This is a genomic window from Pseudomonas sp. SDO52101_S400, from assembly GCF_054071635.1.
Genome location: NZ_JBSVWF010000006.1, coordinates 159001 through 180501 on the forward strand (window position 1 = coordinate 159001; position 21501 = coordinate 180501).

Annotated in this window: 24 protein-coding genes; 9 read left to right on the top strand and 15 right to left on the bottom strand. The window is 59.5% G+C overall.

Annotation, left to right across the window (positions count from 1 at the left end; translation table 11 throughout):
* Window positions 1–375: 375 nt before the first annotated feature.
* The 5 genes from ACW9HX_RS04790 to ACW9HX_RS04810 form a co-directional block, all read right to left on the bottom strand.
* Window positions 376–1704, bottom strand: a complete 1329-nt coding sequence (locus ACW9HX_RS04790; protein WP_457379688.1) for a deoxyguanosinetriphosphate triphosphohydrolase — start codon at window positions 1702–1704, stop codon at window positions 376–378.
* Window positions 1705–1772: 68 nt separating this feature from the next.
* On the bottom strand, window positions 1773–2936 hold the full coding sequence (locus tag ACW9HX_RS04795; protein ID WP_457379689.1) for an EAL domain-containing protein: 1164 nt from the start codon (window positions 2934–2936) through the stop codon (window positions 1773–1775).
* A 120-nt stretch (window positions 2937–3056) separates the two neighbouring features.
* A complete protein-coding gene (locus ACW9HX_RS04800) occupies window positions 3057–3395 on the bottom strand; it encodes a hypothetical protein (RefSeq protein ID WP_457379690.1) in 339 nt (112 codons plus the stop codon).
* Window positions 3392–3778: a phage holin family protein gene (locus tag ACW9HX_RS04805; RefSeq protein WP_249482916.1), complete on the bottom strand. Its 387-nt coding sequence runs from the start codon at window positions 3776–3778 to the stop codon at window positions 3392–3394. The genes ACW9HX_RS04800 and ACW9HX_RS04805 overlap by 4 nt, the downstream gene beginning before the upstream one ends.
* 2 nt (window positions 3779–3780) lie before the next feature.
* Complete coding sequence (locus ACW9HX_RS04810; protein WP_457379691.1) at window positions 3781–4095, bottom strand: DUF883 family protein; 315 nt, start codon at window positions 4093–4095, stop codon at window positions 3781–3783.
* A gap of 317 nt (window positions 4096–4412) precedes the next feature.
* Between ACW9HX_RS04810 and ACW9HX_RS04815 the strand changes: the two genes are divergently transcribed.
* The gene (locus ACW9HX_RS04815; protein WP_457379692.1) at window positions 4413–5621 is read left to right on the top strand and encodes an ammonium transporter; all 1209 of its coding nucleotides are present in this window, start codon (window positions 4413–4415) and stop codon (window positions 5619–5621) included.
* Here the strand turns inward: ACW9HX_RS04815 and ACW9HX_RS04820 are convergent.
* A complete protein-coding gene (locus ACW9HX_RS04820) occupies window positions 5618–7330 on the bottom strand; it encodes a cation:proton antiporter (RefSeq protein WP_457379708.1) in 1713 nt (570 codons plus the stop codon). The two genes, ACW9HX_RS04815 and ACW9HX_RS04820, sit on opposite strands and share 4 nt — an antisense overlap.
* A 202-nt stretch (window positions 7331–7532) precedes the next feature.
* Here ACW9HX_RS04820 and ACW9HX_RS04825 point away from each other — a divergent pair, with 202 nt between their 5' ends.
* The 3 genes from ACW9HX_RS04825 (at window position 7533) to ACW9HX_RS04835 (ending at window position 9223) form a co-directional block, all read left to right on the top strand.
* The gene (locus tag ACW9HX_RS04825) at window positions 7533–7769 is read left to right on the top strand and encodes a glutaredoxin family protein (RefSeq protein ID WP_007908657.1); all 237 of its coding nucleotides are present in this window, start codon (window positions 7533–7535) and stop codon (window positions 7767–7769) included.
* A gap of 173 nt (window positions 7770–7942) precedes the next feature.
* Complete coding sequence (locus ACW9HX_RS04830) at window positions 7943–8260, top strand: transcriptional regulator (protein ID WP_085730606.1); 318 nt, start codon at window positions 7943–7945, stop codon at window positions 8258–8260.
* A gap of 69 nt (window positions 8261–8329) precedes the next feature.
* Entirely contained in the window at window positions 8330–9223 is an 894-nt protein-coding gene (locus ACW9HX_RS04835) for a pseudouridine synthase (RefSeq protein WP_457379693.1), read from the top strand.
* A gap of 74 nt (window positions 9224–9297) precedes the next feature.
* Here the strand turns inward: ACW9HX_RS04835 and ACW9HX_RS04840 are convergent, their stop codons facing one another.
* Together ACW9HX_RS04840 and mobA are read right to left on the bottom strand one after the other, a co-directional pair.
* Window positions 9298–9519: a YgdI/YgdR family lipoprotein gene (locus ACW9HX_RS04840; RefSeq protein ID WP_085710733.1), complete on the bottom strand. Its 222-nt coding sequence runs from the start codon at window positions 9517–9519 to the stop codon at window positions 9298–9300.
* A gap of 79 nt (window positions 9520–9598) precedes the next feature.
* Entirely contained in the window at window positions 9599–10201 is a 603-nt protein-coding gene (gene mobA / locus ACW9HX_RS04845; protein WP_457379694.1) for a molybdenum cofactor guanylyltransferase MobA, read from the bottom strand.
* An 81-nt stretch (window positions 10202–10282) separates the two neighbouring features.
* On the opposite strand from mobA, the gene moaB reads away from it, so the two are divergent.
* Window positions 10283–10822, top strand: a complete 540-nt coding sequence (gene moaB / locus ACW9HX_RS04850) for a molybdenum cofactor biosynthesis protein B (RefSeq protein ID WP_457379695.1) — start codon at window positions 10283–10285, stop codon at window positions 10820–10822.
* Window positions 10806–12032 carry a molybdopterin molybdotransferase MoeA gene (locus ACW9HX_RS04855; RefSeq protein WP_457379696.1) on the top strand — a complete coding sequence of 409 codons (1227 nt, stop codon included), beginning with the start codon at window positions 10806–10808 and terminating at the stop codon, window positions 12030–12032. Before moaB ends, ACW9HX_RS04855 begins: the two co-directional genes overlap by 17 nt.
* 42 nt (window positions 12033–12074) lie before the next feature.
* Here the strand turns inward: ACW9HX_RS04855 and ACW9HX_RS04860 are convergent, their stop codons facing one another.
* Window positions 12075–12383: a hypothetical protein gene (locus ACW9HX_RS04860; RefSeq protein ID WP_457379697.1), complete on the bottom strand. Its 309-nt coding sequence runs from the start codon at window positions 12381–12383 to the stop codon at window positions 12075–12077.
* Window positions 12384–12699: 316 nt separating this feature from the next.
* Here ACW9HX_RS04860 and yegS point away from each other — a divergent pair, with 316 nt between their 5' ends.
* Entirely contained in the window at window positions 12700–13617 is a 918-nt protein-coding gene (yegS, locus tag ACW9HX_RS04865) for a lipid kinase YegS (RefSeq protein ID WP_457379698.1), read from the top strand.
* Here the strand turns inward: yegS and ACW9HX_RS04870 are convergent.
* From ACW9HX_RS04870 to ACW9HX_RS04880, 3 genes are all read right to left on the bottom strand, one after another.
* Window positions 13601–14260 (bottom strand): response regulator, encoded by a 660-nt coding sequence (locus tag ACW9HX_RS04870; protein WP_457379699.1) that lies wholly within the window; start codon window positions 14258–14260, stop codon window positions 13601–13603. The two genes, yegS and ACW9HX_RS04870, sit on opposite strands and share 17 nt — an antisense overlap.
* Window positions 14257–15150 (bottom strand): sensor histidine kinase, encoded by an 894-nt coding sequence (locus ACW9HX_RS04875; RefSeq protein ID WP_457379709.1) that lies wholly within the window; start codon window positions 15148–15150, stop codon window positions 14257–14259. The genes ACW9HX_RS04870 and ACW9HX_RS04875 overlap by 4 nt, the downstream gene beginning before the upstream one ends.
* Window positions 15151–15640: 490 nt before the next feature.
* Entirely contained in the window at window positions 15641–16111 is a 471-nt protein-coding gene (locus ACW9HX_RS04880) for a hypothetical protein (protein ID WP_457379700.1), read from the bottom strand.
* Window positions 16112–16563: 452 nt separating this feature from the next.
* Here ACW9HX_RS04880 and ACW9HX_RS04885 point away from each other — a divergent pair, with 452 nt between their 5' ends.
* Entirely contained in the window at window positions 16564–17499 is a 936-nt protein-coding gene (locus tag ACW9HX_RS04885) for a chemotaxis protein CheV (RefSeq protein ID WP_034155209.1), read from the top strand.
* Between the two features lie 91 nt (window positions 17500–17590).
* Window positions 17591–18397, top strand: a complete 807-nt coding sequence (locus ACW9HX_RS04890; RefSeq protein WP_457379701.1) for an MOSC domain-containing protein — start codon at window positions 17591–17593, stop codon at window positions 18395–18397.
* A 71-nt stretch (window positions 18398–18468) separates the two neighbouring features.
* On the opposite strand, the gene ppnP is transcribed toward ACW9HX_RS04890, so the two are convergent.
* The 3 genes from ppnP to ACW9HX_RS04905 all read right to left on the bottom strand — a co-directional run bounded on the left by ppnP (window position 18469) and on the right by ACW9HX_RS04905 (window position 21409).
* Window positions 18469–18753, bottom strand: coding sequence for a pyrimidine/purine nucleoside phosphorylase (gene ppnP / locus ACW9HX_RS04895; RefSeq protein ID WP_007940055.1), 285 nt, complete (start codon window positions 18751–18753; stop codon window positions 18469–18471).
* Between the two features lie 82 nt (window positions 18754–18835).
* Window positions 18836–19378 (bottom strand): exonuclease domain-containing protein, encoded by a 543-nt coding sequence (locus ACW9HX_RS04900; protein ID WP_457379702.1) that lies wholly within the window; start codon window positions 19376–19378, stop codon window positions 18836–18838.
* Window positions 19379–19447: 69 nt separating this feature from the next.
* Window positions 19448–21409 (bottom strand): acetyl/propionyl/methylcrotonyl-CoA carboxylase subunit alpha, encoded by a 1962-nt coding sequence (locus tag ACW9HX_RS04905; RefSeq protein ID WP_457379703.1) that lies wholly within the window; start codon window positions 21407–21409, stop codon window positions 19448–19450.
* Window positions 21410–21501 lie beyond the last annotated feature (92 nt).

Sequence of the window (21501 nt, forward strand, 5' to 3'; positions counted from 1 at the left end):
ATAAAGGGCGCACCTTAGCTCAGATAAATGAGCAGTCGCATGAACCGACAGTGCCTCAGCGGCAATCTAGGATTATTCCTACATATAAAGAAGAATGAGACTACGGTTGAACTCGTTTTGGCGTAGGTAAGGGGAGCGGGGTATTAATTGGGTTTCTTCAATGGATCGCCGTGCATTACTGAAAGTTCTGGCTGTTTAATGTTTATCGAACAGTAGTGAGGCCTGGTTTGTTGTTTGATGGCTCATCGCAACGATGGATAGAGGAGAGAGGCTGGTGCATTCATCAAACCCTGCCCGGAACCCTGTTTTGTACGAAGCGCGGATCCCGGGATTGCATCCGACCGATCAATACCCGACCGGTCGGAGCGCGGGGCATCATTGACTGGAGCGTCCTGTCATTTCCAGGGCCATGTCACTGGCGTAGCTGTCGGTCATGCCGGCGATGAAGTCGATCATGCGCAGGAAGGACGCGTGCAATGGTCCGTGCGGATCCGGCGCATTGTTACCCAGCAAGTCGAGGATTCTGCGGCTCTTGAACGACGGCGTACGGCCGTTGTGTTGTTCCAGAGCGGCGCCGCAGAACGCGTTGAGCAAAATCTCCAGTGTCGTATAGGCACCTATCTCATGCAGAGTCTTGCGTTTGTCCTGGAAAATTTTCCGGCGCGCGATGTCCTTGGCGTTCAGGACGCAACGCTTGGCCGGGCCATGCATGTGCTCCACGAGGTCCCCGTGCAGCGTTCCTGCCAGCAGCGCGTCCTGTTGCTCGACGAAGGCCCGGGCTGCGGCGTTGGTCAGGTGCTCGATGGCCTTGCCTCGCAGGATTGCCAGTTTGCGCCGGCGCGAATCCTGCGGACCCAACTGTCGATAGGTTTCCGGCAGGTCGTCGCCGACCAGTCCCAGCAGCAGCGACTCGACTTCGGCGTAGTCCAGCAGCTCCATCTCCAGGCCATCTTCCAGATCGATCAGCGCATAGCAGATGTCGTCCGCGGCCTCCATCAGATACACCAGAGGATGGCGCGCCCAGCGCTGCTCTTCGAGTTGCGGCAGGCCCAGTTTGTGGGCGATCTGCTCCAGCAGTGGCAACTCGCTCTGATAGCAACCGAACTTGTGTTTCTTGTAGCCCAGAGAGTCGGCATGACGCGCGGTCCACGGGTACTTCAGGTAGGTGCCGAGAGTCGCATAGGTCAATCGGGTGCCACCGTCGAACTGGTGATATTCCAGTTGCGTGAGGACGCGGAACCCTTGGGCATTGCCCTCGAAATTCAGGAAATCACCGCGCTCGGCATCACTCATCGCATCCAGCCAGCCACGTCCGGCAGCCTGCTGGAACCAGTGACGAATGGCGTCTTCGCCGGAATGGCCGAACGGCGGATTGCCGATGTCATGGGCCAGGCAGGCGGACTGGACGACCATGCCCAGGTCGCTCGGCTCGCACCACTCGGGCAGGGCGCGGCGCAGGGTTTCGCCCACGCGCATGCCCAGCGAACGACCGACGCAGCTGACTTCCAGCGAGTGGGTCAGACGCGTGTGGATGTGGTCGTTGCTCGACACAGGATGCACCTGGGTCTTGCGGCCCAGGCGACGGAATGCGCCAGAGAAAATGATGCGGTCATGGTCTTTGTGGAACGGGCTGCGGCCGAGTTCCTGCGGGCTGTGCAGCGGCTTGCCGAGACGTTCGCGGTTGAGCAGGGTTTGCCAATCCAAGGCTGATTCTCTCCGTCGGGTGACTGGTGCCCTAGCTTCCCGGTTCGAGCGAGTGTCTGCAAGCGCAACTACAGCCCGGCGGCGTCAATGTCGATCAACAGCAGGCGTTCGCCATTGTCGAAGAACTGCCCGGCGGTCAGGCAATACTGGTTGCTGGTGGCATCGCGGTAGGTATTGGAAAGCGTCAGCCGCCGTTCTTCCCAGCCTTCGGCCAACAAGTGGTAGAAGTAGGGGCGCCACGACCAGTTGTGGCCCAGATAACGGTTGTCGGCGACCCATCCGCTTTGACGCCATTCCAGGTTGGGGGTCAGTTGCGTGCCCTGACGATCGCACTGGTAAAAACGCAGCAACCACGGAAAGGCATCCAGTTGCGGCAAGGCGCTGAGTGGCGCGTGAGCCTGCGCCCAGGTCTGCAGGATCGTCATCAGCTCGCCGAGCTGTTGGCGCATCGACATCAACTTGCCGCGCTCAACGAGTTTTTGCTTCACATAGGCCTGGCGTAGTTCAGCGAAGCGATGGACGAAAGCATCCGTCGCAAAAAAAGCCTCCTGCGCCCGGGCGAACAGAAACCCCTGTACGTAGCGTGAACCACACTCCAGTGCGAAATTCAGCTGTGCTTCGGTCTCAACGCCTTCAGCGATGATCCAGCAGCCGGTTTTTTCGGCCATTTGTGCCAGCGCCTTGACCACATCGCTGCTAGGCCCGCCCAGAGCGGCGGCCTGGAACAGGCGCATGTCGAGCTTGAGGATGTCCGGCTGCAACGCAAGCACACGATCGAGCTGTGAATACCCGGCGCCGAAATCGTCGATGGCGATTCGTGCTCCGGCATCGCGATAGCGCGCAACCACTTCAGACAAACGCTGACTGTTGCCGCCCAGTTCGGTGATCTCGAAGACAATCCGCTGCGGGTCGACGCCATGTCCGGCAAGTTGCTTGAGGCTGGGCAGTGCCTGGTCGGCGCGTAGACGACTGATCCAGCGCGGCGACATGTTCAGGCTGAGAAACCAGTCCGGCGGTGCTTCGTGCAATCGGCTCAGTGCGTGGTCACGAATCTGCCGGTCGAGGCGGCGCAACGCTGTGGCCGGCGTTCGTGGATCGGCGAACAGCGGCCCGACCGACGTCAGTTGCCCCTGCGCCTGGCGCAGACGGCCCAGAGCCTCGACGCCTGCAATGCGTCCGGTGGCGGTATCGATGAACGGCTGAAAGCAGGCGAGCGGTTGCCCGTCGATCACGGGGCCTCCTTGGTCATTGTTGTTCTGGACCCTGCCGGCCGGATAGGCGAGCGGGATTGAATCTCCGGATGAAGAGGTTCAATCCCGCCAGCACTGCAAGAATGCAGCCAGATGCAGAACTCAGCGCTTGCCGGAGTTCTGCATGACCAGTTTGATCAGCGGAGCAAGGCTGGTACCGAGGCGAATCAACCGGCTCAGACCGCCGACGCCGCCACTCTTGGCGCCTTTGCCAGTAAGGAAACCCAGCAGTGTCACGGCTGCCACGCCCCATAACGGCGCGTGCTTGATGCCGAAACCGTCGTGCAGGTTTTGCGTCATGCCACGCATGCGTTGCAAGGGTTGCAGGACCTGCCCGGCTTCGTGACGGATTTCCTGACGATGCATTTCCATGCGCAGACGTATCAGGGCCTTGCGCATTTCCCGGCGTGAGCTGTTGTGCGGAAGTTCAGGCAGGCTCATGGCAACAGGCGCTCCCGGTCGTTGGCCAGCTCTTGCAGAGTGCCGTGGAAGGGCGAGGATTCATCGAAGATCGCAGCCTTGAGACGCAGCGCGCAGAAGATCGCCGCCAGGGTGTAGAACACGCACAGGCCGATGATCGCGGCGAGACGATACGTGTCCCAGAACACGATCAGGACGAGAGTCGACAAACCGACCAGCAACAGCAATGCAAACACCAGCGCCAGGCCTGCAAACAACAACAGGCTGACGGTACGTGCCTTCTGCTCCTGCAGTTCGATGCCGAACAGTTCGACATGACTGTGCAACAGTCCGAGGACGGCAGCACCCAGGCGCCGCGTGGAGGAAGTGGTGCCCGAAGTCGGGCCGGATTCACCGATCGACATGATCAGCGCCGCGTGGCCAGCAGGCCAATCAGAAAGCCCACACCGGCCGCGATACCCACCGATTGCCATGGGTTCGCCGACACATAATCTTCGGTGGCGGTTACCGCTGCCTGACCGCGCTCGCGCAGGCTGTCTTCGGTCAGCTTCAGGGTTTCCCGTGCGCGCAGCAGACTTTCGTGGATCTGTTCGCGCAACTCATCCGCCTGATCACCGGCCAGCGTGGCGGTGTGTTCCAGCAACCGTTCAGTGTCGCTGACCAGGGTCTGGAAGTCGTTCATCAGGATTTCTTGAGCAGTCTTTGCCTTGGTGCTGGCCATTGGGAATCTCCGTAAGTGGCTGTCTGAAGCGGCTTCTGAAACTTTCGAGTATGAGCCTTGCGTGAAGGTTCAGTACAAATGACTGGTACATCTTTTGCTGTGTCGTGGTGCGTTGTCCGGCAGCAGTGCGCTGTTGCCGGGCGCGAAGCCGGGAAATCATAGCCCGGATGACACGGGTTCAGCTCAGGACATCGACCTCGTGCGCCAAAGCGGTTCACCGGCCCCATGAGGTCGTGACTGCGCGGTCGCAACTTGGTGCATGAAATGTCTGCATGAACCGCTTTGGTGCCTTTTTTCAGCCTTGGGTCTGCCTCTTCATGGAAAATCTGCAAAGCGCTGTGGATACGCTCGTTCATAGTTCCAACACGTTGTTCATTCTGATCGGTGCGGTCATGGTGCTGGCCATGCATGCCGGTTTCGCCTTCCTGGAGGTCGGAACGGTTCGCCAGAAGAATCAGGTCAACGCCCTGTCGAAGATTCTCAGCGACTTCGCGGTGTCTACCCTGGCCTATTTCTTTATAGGCTATTGGATTTCGTACGGGGTGACGTTCCTGCAACCGGCGGCGGTGCTCAGCGCCGATCATGGTTACGGGCTGGTGAAGTTTTTCTTCCTGCTGACGTTCGCGGCGGCGATCCCGGCGATCATTTCCGGCGGCATCGCCGAGCGGGCACGCTTCGTTCCGCAACTGTGCGCGACGGCGCTGATCGTGGCGTTCATCTATCCGTTTTTCGAGGGCATGATCTGGAACGGCAACTTCGGTCTGCAAGCCTGGCTGGCGGCGCGGTTCGGTGCATCCTTCCATGACTTCGCCGGCTCCGTGGTGGTTCACGCCATGGGCGGCTGGCTGGCGCTGGCGGCGGTGCTGTTGCTCGGCCCGCGTAATGGCCGCTATCGCGATGGCCGGCTGGTGGCGTTCGCACCGTCGAGCATTCCGTTTCTGGCGCTGGGCTCGTGGATCCTGATCGTCGGCTGGTTCGGCTTCAACGTGATGAGCGCGCAAACCCTGCAGGGCGTTAGCGGGCTGGTGGCGGTCAATTCGTTGATGGCGATGGTGGGCGGTACCGTGGCGGCGTTGATCGTCGGGCGCAACGACCCAGGCTTTCTGCACAACGGTCCGTTGGCCGGTCTGGTGGCGGTGTGTGCCGGTTCTGACCTGATGCATCCGGTCGGTGCGTTGGTCACCGGTGCGATTGCGGGTGCCCTGTTTGTCTGGTGCTTCACGGCAGCACAGGTCAAATGGCGGATCGACGACGTGCTGGGTGTCTGGCCTTTGCACGGTTTGTGTGGCGTGTGGGGTGGCATTGCCTGCGGGATCTTCGGCTCGACCGCGTTGGGCGGGCTTGGCGGTGTCAGTCTGATCAGTCAACTGATCGGCACAGCATTGGGCGTGCTGGTGGCACTGGTCGGTGGCTTCGCCGTCTACGGCTTGATCAAGGCGCTGCATGGCCTGCGCCTGAGTCAGGAACAAGAGTATTACGGCGCGGATCTGTCGCTGCACAAGATTGGCGCAGTGAGCCAGGACTAAGTCTCTTCATCTTCGGCCCCCGGGTAAAAGCCATGCAGCAGGCGATAGCGGTCGATGCGCACCCGATCGACTTTCTCCTGCACCTGGTGTGCCGGCAGACCGAGCAGAATCAAGGCATGTGAGGCAAGCATCAGGCTTGACTCCAACAGCTCCGGCACCACTTCGCTGGCGCCGGCGGCTTTCAGTTCGGCCCATTGGCTGTCATCGCGGGTGCGGACGAGAATCGGCACCTTCGGGTTGAGTCGCCGGGCTTCCTTGAGCACCCGCAACGCCACATCGCTTTTATCCACGGCAATCACCAGCAACCTTGCACGAAGCAAGCCGACGGCAGTCAACAGGTCGCCGCGCGCAGAGTCGCCGTAATGTACATCGCGCTCGACGGTTGCTGCCTCCTGAATACGGACCGGATCGTTATCCAGGGCGATGTAAGGTTGCCCGGCATTGCGCATGAAACGTCCGATCGACTGACCGACACGACCATAGCCGCAGATCACCACATGCTGGTCGAGGCCGGCATTGAGTGCGCTGATTTGCTCGATCTGTGCTTCCTGGTTGGGCTTGCGGTGCAGGGCGCCGGCGATGCGCGGGGCGGCACGCAACATCAGCGGCGTCAGCAGCATCGAGCAGAATGTTGCGGCCAGCAGCAGGGCGCCGAGTTCGGCGGGCATCAGTCGGTTCTGCTGCATCTGTGCCATCAGAGCGAAACAGAACTCGCCACCCTGAGCCAGGGCCAGGCCGCTGCGCCAGGCGGTTTCACTGTCGCTGCCGCGCCATTTCACCAGCAGTGCCACCACCGAACCCTTGATTGCCAGCAATCCCAGGGTCATGGCGAGTATCAGCAAGCTGTGGCTGGCGAACAGCTGCAAGTCGATCAGCATGCCGATGCTGACGAAGAACAGGCCAAGCAGGATGTCGCGGAACGGCCGGATATCGGCTTCGATCTGGTGCCGATAATGACTTTCCCCCAACAGCATGCCGGCCAGAAACGCGCCGAGGGCAGGCGACAGGCCGAGCAGGTGAGTCAGCCATGCCGTGAGCAACACGATCACCAGTGCCAACAGCACGAAGAGCTCGGCCGAGCGCGATGCAGCCACCTCCTGAAACAGACGTGGCAACAGCCAGCGACTGGCCAATAGCAAGCCGATGAACAGCACAACGGTCTTGAGCAATGTCAGCGGCAATGCCCAATACCAGGCCTGATCGCTGCTGCCGGCGAAGACGGGCACCAGCGTCAGCAACAGGACGGCCACCACATCCTGAAACAACAGGACTCCCACCGCATTCTGGCCATGACTGCTGAAGATTTCGCCGAGACTGCCCAATTCCTTGGTGACGATTGCCGTGGATGAAAGCGAAAGACCTGCGCCGAGCAGCAGCGCCGGGGTGACTGGCATTCCCAGCAACATCAGCACACTTCCCAGCAGGGCCGTACTGATCAACACCTGTTGGCTGCCCAGACGGAAAACCACTTGGCGCAGGGCAATCATTTTCGACAGCGAGAATTCCAGCCCAAGGGAAAACAGCAGAAACACCACGCCCAACTCGGCAAGGTCCGGCAGATGCTCACTCTCGTTGATCCAGTCGAACGCCTTCGGCCCGACCATCAGCCCCACGCACAGGTAACCCAGGACCGGCGGCAGGCGCAGGCGGCGGAACAGGGCAATCATTACCAGGGACGAGGCAAGAATGATCAACAGGTTGGCAAACACAAAACACTCCGGTGGCAGGGTCAGGCTCTTCAAGCGTAGAGGCAAAAAACACCGGAGCATGGTGGAAAACGCATTTGTGCGGGCTGATTTGCGTCAGGGTTTTGCGAGGGTAAACCCGCTCGATGGGTTGGGGGCTCTGATGGGTCGACGGGTTCGCAGGTCAGGCCTAAAATGGCCAATCAAACTTTGGGATAGAACGCGCATGCTTCCTGAATGCCAGTTGTTCGGCACCCTGGGGTGCCACCTGTGTGAAGTCGCTGAAGCCGAGTTGATGCCATTTGTCGAGCATGGCCTGCTGGTAGAACTGGTGGATATTGCTGAAGATGAGTCCTGGTTCGAGGCCTACAGCCTGCGGATCCCCGTGCTGCGCAGGGTTGATACCGGGGCGGAGCTGGGTTGGCCGTTTAGCGCCGATCAGGTTGTGGCATTCCTGCGTTAGCCTTTTCCCTCGACGTTGTTCCGACCTGGCCATTCATCGCGACGGTCATCGATCCTTGGCACTCTCGGGTTGATTCGGTTACTGTATGTTCATACAGTAATTGAGTGGGCTCGTCGTGCTGTGTCCTTTTCGGGGCAACAGACAGGGCAGCCAGGACGTCAGAGGGATGAATCGTGGTCAATGTCGAACAGTTGAAAAGCAGCGTGAACCGGATGTCGGTTGACGTGGTGCGCGAAGCCGTCCACGAATTGCGCCTGGACGGTCTGGTCACGGAGGGCAAGACACCGTTCAACAAGCTGCATTTCAATACCTGTTTTGCCGAGATCGAGGCGTTGTTCCAGCGCGCCGGCTATCACAAGCAACTGGATGTGGTGGGCTATCAGGGCTTGTTGTACGCCTTGTACGATCCGGGCCGCTGGGAGGCCGTCGATGTATTGCGCTGGCTGAAGGAATTCACTGAGGCGGCGGCCCTCAAATCGATTCCCGCCTGATTCTGCGCTAGGTCTGCTGCGTCCCGTGTTGGATAATGCCGCTCTGCTTTGAGGGTTTGAGTTTTCCGTATGTCCAGCACATCTACCTTTTCCGCCGCACAGAATCAGGCCAGCACGCTTTATCTGCCTCCGGGCGACTGGCAGACAGTGTTCGATTGTCTGTGTGATCACTTCAGTGCCATCGGACGCGATCAATGGCTGGACCGGATTGCCCGAGGCCGTGTGCTGGATGGTGAAGGCCAGCCGATTGCAGTGGACTTGCCTTACAGGGAAGGCCTGCGCATTCATTATTTTCGCGAAGTGCCGGACGAAAAGCCGATTCCGGTGGTCGAGTCGATTCTCTACGCGGACGAGCACCTGGTCGTCGCAGACAAACCCCACTTCCTGCCGGTGACGCCAGCGGGGGAGTACGTGGAGCAAACGCTGCTGCGCCGGCTGATTCGTCGTCTGGACAATCCGCACCTGGTGCCGTTGCATCGAATCGACCGTCACACCGCTGGATTGGTGATCTTTTCGGCCAATCCGCAGACGCGCTCGGCCTATCAGTCATTGTTCCCGACACGGCAAATCGAAAAACGCTACGAAGCCATTGCTGCTGCTTTGCCGGGGCTGGATTTTCCATTGGTACACAAGAGCCGCATGGTCGATGGCGAGCCTTTTTTCCGCATGCAGGAAGGTCCCGGTGTCAGCAACACCGAAACGGCAGTGGAAGTGCGGGAAAGGAATGGCGACCTCTGGCGTTACGGCCTGTATCCGGTGACCGGCAAGAAACACCAGTTGCGGGTGCACATGACGGCGCTGGGCGCGAGCATCTGCAACGATCCGTTCTATCCCGAGGTGCTGAAGGACGTTGAGGATGATTACGCCAAACCGCTCAAGCTTCTGGCGCAGGGGTTGCGGTTCATCGATCCGGTCACGGGCCAGGAGCGCGAATTTGAAAGCCGGATTACGCTGGACTGGTGATCAATAGCGCAATCCACTTTTTACCGCCCACGAAAAAGCCCGCATCATGCGGGCTTTTCTGTATCCGGCGTCGCTTACAACTCTTTAACGGTGCGAACCTGATCTTTGTTGATTCGAGTCTGCTTGCCGTCCAGCTGTTCGAATTCGTAGAAGCCCGAATCCTTGTCGTATTTAGGCGAGTCGACGGCCTGGATTTCGCGACCGTCATTCAAGGTGATCACAGTTGGCGAAGCGCAACCGGCGAGGGTGGCCAGGCCCAGTGCGAGCATGAAAGTGGCGAGAGTCCGTTGAGTCATGTGTTTGTCTCCGAAGGAAAATTCTTTTGGTTACTGAGCTTGTAGACGTATACAAGGCGTGAGAGTTCCTTGAATGCGGTCAGTCTGACACAGTGTTATGAGAGCTTAACAGTTCCGGGGTGTTGAGATTGGCCAGCCGAGGGTCGTTATCCGCGCAGACCAGGGGCTGGGCGCCGAGACTGCGCATGAGCCGGCCAGGGCTGCGCTCTCCTTCGTGCCAGGCGTCTTCGAACGCAGGAAGAAGCGCCACGGGAATAACGCAAAGCAGTGGTTCCCAATGCTCGTCGTGGCGCAGCATCAGCGGTTTTTCAGGGTGCAGGCTAGCGGTCTCGCGCATGCTGAGTAACAGGGGAAGATCGATTCGCGGTACGTCGCATGGCAACACCAGCAGATGTGTATGGCGGGCAACTCGCAAGCCCGCACGAATACCGGCCAATGGCCCTGGAAAATCTTCCTCGTCATCCGAAACCAATTGATCGGCAAAGGGTGCATAGCGATCACGGTTGCGGTTGCAGGAAATGATCAGGTCGTCGGTCAGTGGGCGAACCTTGCGCTGCAGGTGAGCGATCAGGGGTTTCCCGTGCCATTCAATAAGCCCCTTGTCCTGACCGCCCATGCGCTGGCCGCGTCCACCTGCCAGCAACAGAACTGAGCAGGGTGGCAATCGGTTATTGGAAGTCATGGCAACTCTCCGCAGGTTCGGCGAAAAAATGGGGCGCTGTGATATAACACCGGGCTGTTTCTCCTACAACTGGATGAGCCTATGAAAGCCAAGGCTGATGTACCTTTCGCACCGCTCAATATCGCGGTACTGACGGTCAGCGACACTCGTACCCTGGAAACCGACACCTCTGGCCAGGTCTTCGTCGACCGTTTGACGGCTGCCGGCCACAATCTGGCCGAGCGGGTATTGCTCAAAGATGACCTCTACAAAATCCGTGCGCAAGTCGCCCACTGGATAGCTGAAGACGTCGTGCAAGTGGTGCTGATCACCGGGGGCACTGGCTTCACGGGTCGCGACAGCACGCCAGAAGCCGTTGCGTGCCTGCTGGACAAGCAAGTCGATGGTTTTGGTGAACTGTTCCGCCAGATTTCCGTTGCCGATATCGGCACCTCCACTGTGCAATCCCGGGCATTGGCGGGGCTGGCCAACGGTACGCTGGTTTGCTGCCTGCCGGGCTCGACCAACGCAGTGCGCACCGGTTGGGACGGCATCCTGGCCGAGCAACTGGATTCACGGCATCGTCCGTGCAATTTCGTCCCTCATCTGAAACAGGTGGCTCCCTGTGAATCCCGCGGGTAAGCCTGGCAAGACCGGCAGCCTGATGCCGGTCGAGGTGGCCTTGGCGCGCCTGCTGGAAATGGCTGACGCCTCGCGGATTGTCGAATCCGAATATCTGCCGTTGGCGCAGGGCGAGGGAAGGGTGTTGGCGCAGGATCTGGTTTCGACACTGGATCTGCCGCCATGGCCCAACAGTGCCATGGACGGTTATGCCCTGAACCTGGCCGATTGGACCGGTGAGCCGATGCCGGTCAGTCAGAAGATTTTTGCCGGTCAGGCACCTGAGCCGCTGGAGCCGGGTACCTGCGCCCGTATCTTTACGGGGGCGCCAGTTCCGCCGGGCGCGGATTGTGTCGAGATGCAAGAAAACGCCGTGATCGAGTCCGACGAGCGAGTGCGGTTTATCGAGCCCATGGTGACGGGGCAGAACATCCGTCCACAGGGGCAGGAAACCACCGTGGGCGAGTTGATCCTGTCCGCAGGAACCCGGCTCGGTCCGATCGAGCAAGGGCTGGCCGCTTCTTTGGGCTGCGCCGGCCTTGATGTGGTCCGCAAGATCCGCGTGGCAGTGCTGTCCACTGGCGATGAGCTGGTCGAACCGGGAACGGCCCTGGGCCCGGGACAGATTTACAACAGTAACCGGGTGGTGCTGTGCAGCTGGCTGCAGCGTTTGGGCTGTGAAGTGCTGGATGCCGGGATTCTTCCGGATGACTTGCCCGCCACCCGCGCACGACTTGGGGAACTCAAAGAGGCCGACCTGATACTGTCGACCGGTGGCGTATCGGTCGGGGAAGCGGATTTCCTCGGTGTTGCGCTGAGGGAAGAGGGTGAGCTGACACTGTGGAAGCTGGCGATCAAACCCGGTAAGCCTTTGACTGTTGGTCATTTTCGTGGTGTTCCGGTCATCGGCCTGCCCGGCAACCCGGCGTCGACCCTGGTGACTTTTGCCTTGCTGACCAAGCCTTACCTGCTGCGTCGCCAGGGTGTGCAGGATGTCGAGCCTCTCAAGTTTCCGGTCCCGGCAGGATTTGTCTGGCCCCAGGCCGGCAATCGGCGTGAGTTCCTTCGGGGGCGCCTGGAGCAGGGACAGGCAACCATCTACCGAAACCAGAGTTCGGGCGTTCTGCGTAGCGCCGCCTGGGCTGATGGACTGGTGGAGGTGCAAGAGGGGCGCACGCTGACCCAGGGAGAGATGGTGCCCTTCATTCCCTTGAGTGAACTCCTCGGCTGATCATTGAAATGCAGGCTCGTTGAGAACCTGCATTTCAGCCCGTCAACGGCTGATCAATGCTACGAGCTGGTCGAAACGACTATTGGCAACCCAGCCCAACAATCCAAGGACCACCGCTGTGGCACCTGCGGAGTAGGCAAGACGGTGCTTGATGGCTTTGACGTCTCCTTTTACTTCGTCCATGTCACGGCGGATGTATTTGAGGTGGGTCTCCAGCTCGGTGACACGAGGTTCCATAACAGTTTCTCCAGTGTTTTTGGTGCAGCTGTTGAATTCGGCTTTTTGATTGGCACGGCTGTCGGAGAGGGGGGCAACCGGACTCACTGGCATTCTTGCTTCATGGCTGTGCATGGCAATTCTCGCCTGCTGCCATGAGTTTCTGCTGGCAGAAACGTCTACTCGAATGATCGAAAGTCCTGATGATGTATTGACTCATTACTTGCACATCCTTGTGTGTTATCGGGTTGAAGCTTGTCGCTACCGACACACGGTGTACCAATGGCCAGGAGTGGTCAATTAAGCCGATTCCTTACATTCCGTACGAAAAAATACCGTCTTGTAGGACGAGTGAGACGGGACTCCGGAAATACTTGGGACTGCGGCGGCTCTTTTGCATGCCGTGAAGGTCAAGATGTCCCGAACTGATTCAATTCCGGGAGTGACCAAAATGAGTGAACGCAGGGCATTGTTGATTCTGCATGGCAAGCAGGCACTCAACGAAGCGGTTCGCGCCGCTGTTGAACACAAACGCGAGCAAGGCTGGGAATTGGCTGTGCGCCTGACCTGGGAAGCCGGAGATGCCCAGCGTCTGGTCGAAGAGGCTCTGGCTGCCGGGTTTGGGCAAATCATTGCTGGCGGTGGCGACGGCACCTTGCGCGACATCGCCGAAGCGCTGGCGGCTCACCCGGGCAAGGCCAGTCTGGTGTTGCTGCCGCTGGGAACCGCCAATGACTTTTCCCGCGCTGCCGGCATACCTCTTGAGCCCGCCGAGGCGCTTGAGTTGCTCGATGCACCTGCCTGTGACATTGATCTGGGGGAGGTGGGCGGTCAGATATTCCTGAACATGGCCACCGGCGGGTTCGGCAGTCAGGTCACCGCCAATACTTCGGAGGATCTTAAAAAGGTGCTGGGGGGCGCGGCCTATCTGTTTACGGGCCTGTCGCGATTCAGTGAGTTGCACGCCGCCTACGGCGAATTGCAGGGGCCGGATTTCCACTGGCGGGGTGAGCTGCTCGCGCTGGGCATCGGCAATGGCCGCCAGGCTGGCGGTGGGCATGTCTTGTGTCCGCAGGCGCTGGCGGATGACGGCCTGTTGGATATCAGTATCCTGCCGGCACCGCAGGAGTTGGTCGGCACACTGAAAAACCTGCTCAGCGACGGGTTCGGCCTCGACAACATGTTTGTCCGCACGCGTTTGCCGTGGGTCGAAATCAAGGTTGCCGAAGGGCTCTGCATCAATCTCGATGGCGAGCCGCTGGAAGGGGACAGTCTGCGGTTTGCGGCGCGTCCGGCGGCGTTGCGTGTGCATTTGCCGGAGAACTCGCCGCTGCTGGGCAGGACGCAGCGCGTCAGTCGTCCAGACTGATGATTTGCTCCCGTACGGCAAACAGTACCAGCCCCGCCACATCGTAGATCTGCAGGCGTTTCATGATCTGCGAGCGGTGGGTTTCCACGGTCTTGATGCTCAGGCCCAGTCCATTGGCGATCTCGCGGGTGGACTTGCCGCGCACGATCAGACGCAGGATTTCCAGCTGACGCGCTGTCAGGTTATGTGAATCGGCGACTTCCGGTTGCAGCTTCTGATTGCGGGTCAGTGCCTGATTGATCACTGTGTGAGCGATGGCCGGGCTCAGGTAGCGTTCGTTGTTGCGCAGGGCTTCCAGCGCGTGCTCAAGCTCGGTGGCCGTGGTGTCCTTGAGCAGGTAGCCGTGAGCACCGGATTCCAGTGCCTGCATGATCAGCGCAGGATCGGTGTGCATCGAAAGAATCAGTACCTTGCTCTGCGGACGAACCCGTCTGAGCCGTTGCAACGCTTCCAGGCCGCCGGTTTCTTTCATGGAAATATCCAGCAAAACGATATCGGGGTTCAGTTGCTCGACCATCTCAAGCAACTGCGAGCCGTCATTGGCCTCGCCGATTACCGCATAACCGGGAATATCCATCACCAGAGCGCGCACGCCGGCTCTGATCAGCGAGTGGTCATCCACCAGAAGTAAGTTACAAGTCAACGCATAACCTTATTCGTACTGGCCCGCTCGAGTGCACGGGGCGCCCAAGGGAATAGTGCTTCGATTTGAGTGCCTTTGCCCGGTTCGCTCGTCACGCTCAGGGTGCCGCCCAGTTGCTCGATCCGTTCGGCCATCCCGGCCATGCCTCGTTGTCCTTCACGACCGGGGTTGGCGGCCGGGGCAAAGCCCAGACCGTCATCGCTGATCAGCAGGGTCAAGCCTTGGGGAAGGCGTTGCACGCGGATCAGCAGGTTCTTGGCCTGCGCATGACGCAGGATGTTGGTCACGGCTTCCTGGGTAATGCGGAAGGCGGCGACTGCCATTTCTTCGGGAATGCCGTTCAAGCGTTGCTGGCAGTCCAGGCTCCAGTGCACCGAGGTGTTGGCCAGTGTCTTGAGCAGATGCGCGCGCAAACTGGCTTCCAGTCCGAGACTGGTCAGTTGCCGTGGATTGAGAATGGCCGAAACATCGCGGACTTTGTTGAGAGTTTCCTCAAGGGTGTCGCAAAGTGCCGAACACTGTTCCTGTAAGTCGTCCGGCAGCCTTCGCTTGAGCCATTCGCTCTGCAGTTTGGCGGCGGTCAGCAATTGGCCGATATCGTCGTGCAGTTCACGACTGAGGCGGTGACGTTCGTTTTCCTGGACTTCGAGCAGTCGGTCGGCCAGTTCCTGAGGCTGGAACTTGATCGATTTGCGCGACAGGCGATGTTGGGTAAAGACGCAAGCGGCGGCCGCCAGATTGATCAGCAGCAGGCCAAACGACAACGGTGCGGACAAGCCATAAGTCAGCAGACTGCCTACTGCCGCGCCAATGCAAAGCGTGAGCGTGAACCTGCGCGCGTTTTCTCGGGAGGGGGGCCATGTGGTGATTGACTTGAGGCTGGCGTACATAACGGATGGAGCCAATGGATGTTCGCTGCGGGCAGACCGGTCAGAGTGGCTGGCGGTCTCTGTCTGAAAATCTGTGATTCAGGTTGTTGGTTTCAATACGGTTCAGTGATCGATAATTGACTGCCAACTTGGGTGCAGACCGATCATTGAAGTCACTGTGCCATTAAGTGAAAGCAACTAACGCGCGGCATAATACCACTTAACATACCGTTGGTCGCGTTCGCCCTATATGTCCAAAGAGTCAGGAAATACGCCATGTTGGACGCGAGTTCCATAATGGAAAAAGTTGATTTATTGAAATCGATAATTATCGATGACACCTGAAGTTTTCAATTTTCATACACAGGTAAACCCTGACTTCAGCGATGTGCAGTCTGCATGTTGGAGCGTAATTATTTGTTTGGGGATGTCGCTGGCAGGCATGAGTTATTCAATTGCGACATTCGATGGCTCGAACTAACGGGCTGCAATGGGCCCGGCGTGCACTCGATTACGCTTGCCGCTCCGAGTAAGACACGAGGGACAAGGGTTTGGCGCTGAACGGCGGTTGAAACTGGCTTTGTCCAACCTGGAAGGCGAACGCTTCAATGAGAGAGGTCTGCTCGCTTTCGTCCAGGCTCAACTGGCCGGTGCTCTGGTCGACCAGTTCAAGTTGCCAGGCCATCAGGGTGAAGCAATCTTTCAGGGCGTCGAGCGCCTGGGCATGCAGGTCGACATGATCCTGCGTCTGAGTGAGCAATCCGTGCAGGTGCAGGCAGAACTCCGACACTGCCACCAGTGCCAGGGCATCAGCCTTGTTCGCCAGTTTGAGCAGGGTGCTGAGCATGCAGTCGATGGCGTCCTTGTCATTGCTGATCAATTGCAAATGACTCAGGCACTCTTCGGACTTGGCCAGGAGCGTTTCAGCCTCGACAAGAAATTCGGGGAACCGCTGCGCCCACTCTTTACGGTCGTTCGGCATGCTTATCTCCACAACGTCATGTCTGATGAGCGAATGTCGTGTGTGTCGACGATCATGAACCGTCGTGAGATCGCGCCCTGCAGTGCCGAGGCTTGTGCCGGGGGTTTCGAGAGGATGGGGTTCCACTGAACTGCGATCGCACACAAAAGCCTGACTCCGTTCATGCAATGAGAATGGCGTCACATTAATGGCTATTGGATATTGCGAACATCAGGTTGGGCCTGATTGTTACTAGGGGAATCCCTTAGACACGGGAACCTACCGTGCAAACCGAGGTCGCGCCGCAAAGAATGTAGCAGATGAAATCACGGGGCCAGTAAAGCATGATGTTAATGTGACATCAATGCCTGCCCATGGCATTTTGTAGGTGATTTGTATGGGGATCAAGATTGGCTGGAATCAGCCGATAACCCTCTTTAGTGAATTCACCAGAACAAGCCCAGGAGTCATTGATGGCCGGCATTCTCGATACGGTAGACCAACGCACGCAACTGGTGGGTGAGAATCGCCTGGAAATTCTCATGTTCCGGCTGGCCGGGCGCCAATTGTTCGCGATCAACGTGTTCAAGGTTCAGGAAGTCCTGCAACTGCCGAAGCTGACCCTCATGCCCCAGCGTCACCCGTTTGTCTGCGGTGTGGTCAACCTGCGCGGCCAGACCCTGCCGGTGATCGACCTGTCCCAGGCGATCGGCATGCGTCCGCTGGTGCCGGGCCCCAACAGCACGATCATCGTCACCGAGTACAACCGCTCCGTTCAGGCCTTCCTCGTTGGCGGCGTGGATCGCATCGTCAACATGAACTGGGAAGCCATCCTGCCGCCGCCGACCAGCGCCGGCCGCCAGCATTACCTGACCGCCATCAGCAAGGTCGACGATCAACTGGTGGAAATCATCGACGTCGAGAAAGTCCTCGCCGAAATCGTGCCATACAACGCCAAGGTCTCCCGCGACAAACTCGACGATCCGGTCCTGGAGCGCGCCCGTGGCCGCGAAGTGCTGCTGGTGGACGACTCCAATGTGGCGCTCTCGCAGTTGCGCGACACCCTCGGTCAGCTGGGCGTGAAGATGCACATCGCCAGCGACGGTCTGAAAGCCCTGAACATGCTCAAGGCCTGGGCCGACACCGGGGTCAACATGACCGACAAGTTGTTGATGATCTTCACCGACGCGGAAATGCCTGAAATGGACGGTTATCGCCTGACCACCGAAATTCGCAATGACCCACGTTTGCGCGGCCTTTATGTGGTGTTGCACACCTCGCTGTCCGGCAGCTTCAACGATTCGATGGTGAAGAAGGTCGGCTGCGACAACTTCCTCTCCAAGTTCCAGCCGGACAAACTGGTCGATGTGGTGCGCCAGCGCCTGATGCTCGACGAAGTACCGGCCTGACGCTACGCTCGCAGGCTGACTGTGCGGCAGCCTTTGATTCGGTGAGAAAGCTCGTATAGGGTGGCGCTTTTGACCCACCAGGGAGTTGGCCATGCTGCGTCTGAGCGCGCTTTATCGTTACCCGCTGAAATCCGGCAAGGCCGAGGTCCTGCAAGGGATCGGCCTGGACAAACTGGGGCTTGAGGGCGACCGACGCTGGATGCTGGTGGACGAGGCCAGTGGGCGTTTCCTGACCCAGCGCGCCGAAGCGAAGATGAGTCAGTTGTCCGCGCTGTGGAATGCCGACGGCGGCCTGACCCTCGATGCGCCGGGGCATTCGGCGATTGAGATCGCGTTGCCCGGCAACGAAGCCGAACTGCGCGGCGTGACCATCTGGCGCGACACCCTGCGCGTGCCGGATGCCGGCGAAGAAGCGGCCCGTTGGGTCAGCGAGTTCATTGGCAAACCGACGCGACTGGTACAAGTGCCGCTGGATCGCGCCCGCACGACTCAGGCCGGGTATGGCAACGATGACGATCAGGTGGCGTTCGCCGACGGTTTCCCGCTGCTGCTGATTGGCGAGGCATCGCTGCAACACTTGTCGCAGGAAGTCGGACGTCCCCTGGAAATGCTGCGGTTCCGGCCGAATCTGGTGATCGAGGGCAGCGAGGCGTATGCCGAGGATGGCTGGAAGCGTATCCGCATCGGGGATGTCGAATTCCGCGTGGTCAAGTCGTGCTCGCGGTGCATTCTCACCACGATCGATCCACAGAGCGGTGAGCGCAGCGCGGATCGTGAGCCGCTGGCGACTCTGCAGAAGACTCGGGCCCAGGCCGACGGTGCGATGTTCGGGCAGAACCTGGTCAATGACAGCAACGGTCGACTCGAAGTCGGCATGCCGGTGGAAATCCTCGAGTAATCAGTCCCGAAACGAAAAATGCCCGTGTCTTTGGACACGGGCATTTTTTATTGCCGCCGGAAACCGTAGCTTCAGCCGCGGTATTCGCACAGGTAAGCGGTGTCGACGGCCACTTTCAGCTGGAACTTGCTGTTGGCTGGCACGTTGAACTGGCTGCCTGCGGCGAAGGTTTCCCAGTCGCTGCTGTCCGGCAGTTTGACGGTCAGTGCGCCGGACACCACGTGCATGATTTCACGCTGGCTGGTGCCGAATTCGTATTCGCCCGGGGCCATGACGCCGATGGTCGCAGGGCCTTCGGCAGTGCCAAAGGCGATCGACTTGACGGTGCCGTCGAAATACTCGTTGACTTTAAACATGGGCGATTCCTCTCGAAAAGGGCTTAAAAGGGTTAAAAAGGGCTGGCCAGTATGCACAAGGCTTCTGGCGCCGTCACCTGCGCTAGAGCGGCAGCACCAGCGGCAATAATCGCGCGGTATTGCGTGCATCTTCCAGTGCGCGGTGCTGTTGACCGGTGAACTGCATGCCCGCCAGTTGCAGGGCGCCATTGAGTCCCAGAGGCCGTTCCAGGCGTCGGGCCTTGGCAAAGCGCTGTTTGAGGTTCATGTGCGGCACACGGCTCAGGACGCTGTCGAGTTGCAGGCGCTGCCATTCCTGAAGCAATTGCTTGCGGTCGTAATCGCCCCAGCTGGCCCAGCCTTCAAGGCGTGCCTGGTGCTGACCGAGCCAGCGCTCGAACGCCGGCCAGACGTCGGTCAGCGGTTGCGCCGCGTCGATGTTGGCCTGGGTGATGTGTGTCAGCTCGCGGCAGAATGGCGTCAGCAGTGGCCGACGCGTCGGTTTGACGAAGCGTTGAAAGTGATCCTGCTCGCGACCGGTTCGATCCACCAGGGTGGCACCGATTTCGATGATCTCCATTTCCGTAACCGGCCAGCCACCTTCATCGGTGGTGGCTTCCAGATCAATGACCAGCCAATGGGGCATCGCAGGGTTCCTGATTTCCGCGTCCTGATTATTCAGAGCGTAGTCAAACCCTGCGTTTGCGCCTGGCGACTACTCGACCTGCAACAGAACCTGACGATTTTTGACCTGATCGCCGACCTTGACCTGCACCCGCTTGAGCACGCCATCGATGCCGGCCTTGAGCGGGTGCTCCATTTTCATCGCCTCCAGCACCACCAGTAGCTGGCCTTTACTGACCGGGCTGCCTTCGCTGACAAGCACGTCGATGATTGCGCCATCCATCGGTGCTTTCAAGGTGCCGGAACTGACGCTGGTCTGACTGTCGATCACCGCGTGAGTTCGATCCACCAGGTGCAGGCTGCCGGGGTGGGTGAACAGCCAGAGATGATCGTCACGCAGGCGATAGGCATGGCGCTGGCGCAGGCCATCGATTTCCAGCGTCACGGCCCCGGCGGTGTGCTCGACCAATTTGAGTTCGATGACGCGCTCCGCAACCTGAACTTCAAAAGCGTTGTCCGGCCTGGTGCGCAGTTGCACGTTCCAGTCATGGGCGTCGAGGCCGATGCGATACAGCAACGGCGCACCGACGTTGTTGCGCCATCCGGACAACGGGGCGCGGTGTTGCTGTGCGGCGGACTGGTAGAACAGCATCGCCGCGATGGCCAGCTCTTCGGCACTGGGCGAATAGCTTCGCAGGCAGTCGTGATCTGCAAAGTACTGCGGGATGAAGCCAGTGCCAAACTCACCGCTGATGAATTGCGGATGCTGCAAAAGGCTGGCGAGCAATCGCTGATTGCTCTGCACACCGAGCAACACGCTGTCCTGCACTGCGCACAACAGTTTGCGCCGGGCCTCTTCGCGGGTTGCGCCATGGGCGATCAGTTTGCCGAGCATCGGGTCGTAAAACGGTGAGATCGACTGGCCTTCAATCAGTCCGTGATCGACTCGTGCACCTCGATCCAGTGCCGGCGTCCAGGCTTCGACGCGACCGGTCTGGGGCAGAAATCCCTGGGACGGATCCTCGGCGTAGAGGCGCACTTCCATGGCGTGGCCATCGAGTTTGACCTGCGCTTGCGACAGCGGCAGAGGCTGGCCCTCGGCAACCCAAAGTTGCCACGCCACCAGGTCCAGCCCGGTAATCAATTCGGTCACCGGATGTTCGACCTGCAACCGAGTATTCATCTCAAGGAAGTAGAACCGGCCACGGGCATCGAGCAGAAACTCCACCGTGCCAGCACCGACATAATTCACCGCACGCCCGGCCTTGAGCGCCGCTTCGCCCATCGCCTGACGCAGGTCCTCGGTCATCACCGGGCACGGTGCTTCCTCAATGACTTTCTGGTGGCGACGCTGGATCGAACAATCGCGTTCGCCGAGGTAGATCAGGTTGCCGTGTCGGTCGCCAAAGAGCTGCATTTCGACATGGCGCGGTTCGATCAGCGCCTGTTCGAGGATCAGTTCGTCGCTGCCGAATCCGTTCAGTGCTTCGGAGCGGGCGGTACGCAATTGTGCTGTCAGTTCCTCGGCGTGGTGCACCAGGCGCATGCCGCGTCCACCACCGCCGGCACTGGCCTTGATCATCAACGGATAGCCGATGCGTTCGGCTTCGCGTGTCAGGGTCGCGTCGTCCTGCTCGGCGCCTTGATAGCCGGCGATGCAAGGCACCCCGGCGGCGAGCATGGCGATCTTTGATTGGCGTTTGCTGCCCATTAGCTCGATGGCTTCGACGCTCGGGCCGATGAAAGTCAGGCCGGCCTGTTCGCAGGCCCGGGCGAATTCGGCGTTTTCCGAGAGGAAGCCATAACCGGGATGGATCGCGTCGGCACCGCTGCGCCGGGCGGCGTCGAGGATCGCCGGAATGTTCAGGTAAGACTGTTGCACCGGCGCCGGGCCGATGTTCACCGCCTCATCCGCCATTTGGACATGCAGCGCATTGGCGTCGGCGTCGCTGAACACCGCGACGGTGCGATAGCCGAGGGTCTGGGCGGTGCGCTGGATGCGGCAGGCGATTTCACCGCGGTTGGCGATCAGGATTTTATGGATGGCGGGCATGGGCTTTTCCCTTGGATTTTGTGCTGAATGGGACTGCCTCTTCGCGGGCAAGCCCGCTCCCACAGGATTTGTGAATGACACAGATCCAATGT

Excerpts from the sequence above, each read along its gene's own strand:
- ACW9HX_RS04815 (WP_457379692.1), top strand. The coding sequence starts at position 4,413 with ATGGAAAATCTGCAAAGCGCTGTGGATACGCTCGTTCATAGTTCCAAC.
- mobA (WP_457379694.1), bottom strand. The coding sequence starts at position 10,201 with ATGACTTCCAATAACCGATTGCCACCCTGCTCAGTTCTGTTGCTGGCA.
- ACW9HX_RS04810 (WP_457379691.1), bottom strand. The coding sequence starts at position 4,095 with ATGGCCAGCACCAAGGCAAAGACTGCTCAAGAAATCCTGATGAACGAC.
- ppnP (WP_007940055.1), bottom strand. The coding sequence starts at position 18,753 with ATGTTTAAAGTCAACGAGTATTTCGACGGCACCGTCAAGTCGATCGCC.
- moaB (WP_457379695.1), top strand. The coding sequence starts at position 10,283 with ATGAAAGCCAAGGCTGATGTACCTTTCGCACCGCTCAATATCGCGGTA.
- ACW9HX_RS04860 (WP_457379697.1), bottom strand. The coding sequence starts at position 12,383 with ATGCACAGCCATGAAGCAAGAATGCCAGTGAGTCCGGTTGCCCCCCTC.
- ACW9HX_RS04885 (WP_034155209.1), top strand. The coding sequence starts at position 16,564 with ATGGCCGGCATTCTCGATACGGTAGACCAACGCACGCAACTGGTGGGT.
- ACW9HX_RS04875 (WP_457379709.1), bottom strand. The coding sequence starts at position 15,150 with ATGTACGCCAGCCTCAAGTCAATCACCACATGGCCCCCCTCCCGAGAA.
- ACW9HX_RS04890 (WP_457379701.1), top strand. The coding sequence starts at position 17,591 with ATGCTGCGTCTGAGCGCGCTTTATCGTTACCCGCTGAAATCCGGCAAG.
- ACW9HX_RS04905 (WP_457379703.1), bottom strand. The coding sequence starts at position 21,409 with ATGCCCGCCATCCATAAAATCCTGATCGCCAACCGCGGTGAAATCGCC.
- ACW9HX_RS04825 (WP_007908657.1), top strand. The coding sequence starts at position 7,533 with ATGCTTCCTGAATGCCAGTTGTTCGGCACCCTGGGGTGCCACCTGTGT.
- ACW9HX_RS04840 (WP_085710733.1), bottom strand. The coding sequence starts at position 9,519 with ATGACTCAACGGACTCTCGCCACTTTCATGCTCGCACTGGGCCTGGCC.
- ACW9HX_RS04900 (WP_457379702.1), bottom strand. The coding sequence starts at position 19,378 with ATGCCCCATTGGCTGGTCATTGATCTGGAAGCCACCACCGATGAAGGT.
- ACW9HX_RS04805 (WP_249482916.1), bottom strand. The coding sequence starts at position 3,778 with ATGTCGATCGGTGAATCCGGCCCGACTTCGGGCACCACTTCCTCCACG.
- yegS (WP_457379698.1), top strand. The coding sequence starts at position 12,700 with ATGAGTGAACGCAGGGCATTGTTGATTCTGCATGGCAAGCAGGCACTC.
- ACW9HX_RS04800 (WP_457379690.1), bottom strand. The coding sequence starts at position 3,395 with ATGAGCCTGCCTGAACTTCCGCACAACAGCTCACGCCGGGAAATGCGC.
- ACW9HX_RS04880 (WP_457379700.1), bottom strand. The coding sequence starts at position 16,111 with ATGCCGAACGACCGTAAAGAGTGGGCGCAGCGGTTCCCCGAATTTCTT.
- ACW9HX_RS04835 (WP_457379693.1), top strand. The coding sequence starts at position 8,330 with ATGTCCAGCACATCTACCTTTTCCGCCGCACAGAATCAGGCCAGCACG.